At 34.2% G+C, this 2,979-nt stretch carries 1 protein-coding gene; it reads right to left on the bottom strand.

Annotation, left to right across the window (positions count from 1 at the left end; translation table 11 throughout):
* Positions 1–343 precede the first annotated feature (343 nt).
* Positions 344–2,979: hypothetical protein (locus ACT3RM_RS17390; RefSeq protein WP_444511464.1), on the bottom strand; the 2,636-nt coding region annotated here is incomplete at its 5' end.

A 2,979-nucleotide genomic window follows, 5' to 3' on the forward strand; every position in this document is an offset into this window, starting at 1 on the left:
ACCTACTGGCTAGACAAAAACGTGTACAAATTGAACGATACCATTCAAGTCGATCACTCAATACCATTTTGACCGAAAAGTGATCGGCATCGATGGTATTAGGTGATCGGCTTAGATAGTATTAGGTGATCGCGATACATGAGAATATGCAACAATACTGGAATGACACAGATTTTCGAACACTATCGACAGTCCGATAAAAATTGGAAGTCGGCCTTGAACTTATTTGCCACTAAGATCGAAGACCGTTTAAAGTGTTTTATTTAAACTTGGTAGTTATACAAAATTTATTATAGGCTAGCCGGACGCTTATCCTACATGAAAATTAGATCTTATAGATTTACTAATTATACCTATAATTTACTCCTAACCAGAAGCTGCGCCCAGTTTCAAGACCAATAGTACCGGGAGTAACAGTATAAGTTCTAGAATTTAATAAGTTTTTAATCGATAAAGATAAATCTAAATCATGTTTTTCATTAATAGCATATTGATATGCTAACCGTAAACTAACCATAGTTCTAGGTCGGCGCTCGATTTGTTTAAAAACAGGATATTCAATCATAGTGACGTTACAGCCAGGGCAAACAATATCCCCTCTTTCAACACTGCGCTCTTGCCCTGTATACTCATAGCTTTCATACTTTCCGGTATAACTAACATTAAATGTACTCTGGATAGAATCTGTGATATCTGTAGATAAAGAAAGGTTTGCGGTAACTGGTCGGCTAAAATTATCCTGTAAAATAGTTAATCCATCACGCGAAATTAATGTGTAGTTTTCTTCTTCTAGATAAATCAGCTCATCATCTGGGATATTTTCAACTGATTCATCCGAGCTTTCAGCATTACTTTTATTTTCCGTTTTACTTACATTAAACATAAAACTTGACGAGAAAAAGCTCGTAGAATATGACAATGAATATCGATTATGGCTGCTCTTCCCTTCATTGGTTTGATAAATATGAGTTAAACCATTTTTAACAAAACTATCCCCTCTAACAACTTTATCTTTACTTTTACGCTTAACATAATTTAATGATAAAACACCACTAAATAACTGTTGTTTAAAACCAACTGTTAATTCATCGCTATATGGCGTGTTCAATCCATCATATAAATATCTATATTGTGGAACTTCCGAGGAAGTTATCCAAGGCTGTAATATGCCTTTGAATATGGGCCTATATTGAGTTAAATAACTACGTTGCGCCTCTTTTACTTTATAGCTCATCATATCATTAGCATAATATCGGCTCGCACCAAAAACAAACATAGATTCTTTATTAGAAAATAAATCGTACCCAAGATGGAGCCTCGGAGCAAAGTTCCAATGATTCAAGAAATCATTATGATCAACTCTAAAACCTATACGGCCTGACAAATTTTTGGCTGAAAAGCTATTTTGAATATACATCCCAAGACTATTTAAAGAAACATCAATATTTTCAATCGGGTAAACACGTCGTAATTGAAAAAACTGACCTCGATTTTCTAGATTATTTCCATAAGCTTGATAATGTTCTTTTAGTGTCAAATCTATTTCACTACCTAATTGTGTAGCTAATTCCTCTAATGGAACTTTATAGCTTTGCTCTATACAATCAAAACTATTACTACCACAATTTATATTGCTATCCCTTAACGGGCTTTTATATTCTAAATATGGTGTCGCTCTTAATCTTTGTAAGTTTATCCGGCTAAAATCAATACCACCTGAAAAAGAGTGTTCAAAGCCTATTAAATCAAAACTGTTAGCATTAAATGTATTTTTTAATGAAAACGACTTTTGGTACTTGTCTAAATCACCGTAGCCTCCCTCTTTACTTAAAGGAAAATCTCCAGTATCAACCCCCCACTCCTTACCTTTGGCTCTAGCCCAAGGTAAGTAAACCTGCGGTGCTGTTCGAGAGTTTTCACTCTGCCCATATCGCAAGCTACTTTGCCAGTCGAAACCTTCAAAGCTATGTTCTAATCGCAATGCTCCAAAAGTTCCTCCGCCTTTTATAGTGTAATCTGAATTAATAGTATCAGTTAAAATATAATCCCCACTGTAAGGGCTATGATTCATTGATAATGAGATTTTATCAAGCAACACCTTCTTAAGTGTATAGTTTACAGACAAATTCATCGACTCTCTTTCGGTAATAACTGGTTTGAGTAATGAAATATCTGTGATTGTTGATGTAGTTTTTGACATTGAAAGCGACAAAAATTGATTTTTAGTAATTGCTTTTGACGCTAGAAGATTATAACTAGACTTATTAAACTCTGGCTTACTTGGAGTTTCTGGATTAAAATCAGGGTCTTCATTACTATTATAATCTACTTCATCAATTAAGAAGTATTTATTGAATTGGCTACTTGATGATCTATATCCGAATTGAAATGAAGGCGTTTCATCATAATCTCTAAGCTCTACATCAACTACTCCTCCACTAAACCCTCCATATTCGACAGGGATATTACTATCAAATACTTTCACTGAACGGACAATATTTTGATTCACAAAAGTCTGCTGTGGATGACCTTGAACATCATTTACACTTGTAACAGCTAAACTACTCGCATCAGGATCAATCAGAGAGCTATTAGATTGACCATCAATATAAAAACCAGTATCCGATGGACGTCCACCTGAAATAGAGATTAGTTGACTTTTTATCTCTTGTTGCTTTTCAATATTTAATGCATTTTCATCGCCTTGTACACCTGGCAAAATAGTTAGTAAGTCGGTAATATTACCGTTATCAACTATAGCTCTGTCTAAGAAATCTCTTGATAATATATACTGCCCGCTAATTTCAACTTCTTGTGGTAGCCAATTTCGGCCAATAATAGTTATTTTTTCAATACTACTTTGTTCAAAATTACTATCCGTGGTTTTTTCTTCGGAAGTTATACCTTTTTTTTCTTGAATTTTAACAGGTTGAAGACTTTCGTCCTCACCTGCTAAAACAGAAATACTAAAAACGAAAC

The sequence above is a fragment of the Pseudoalteromonas sp. AOP7-A1-14 genome (assembly GCF_052376275.1).
In the GTDB taxonomy this organism is placed as follows: Bacteria; Pseudomonadota; Gammaproteobacteria; order Enterobacterales; family Alteromonadaceae; genus Pseudoalteromonas.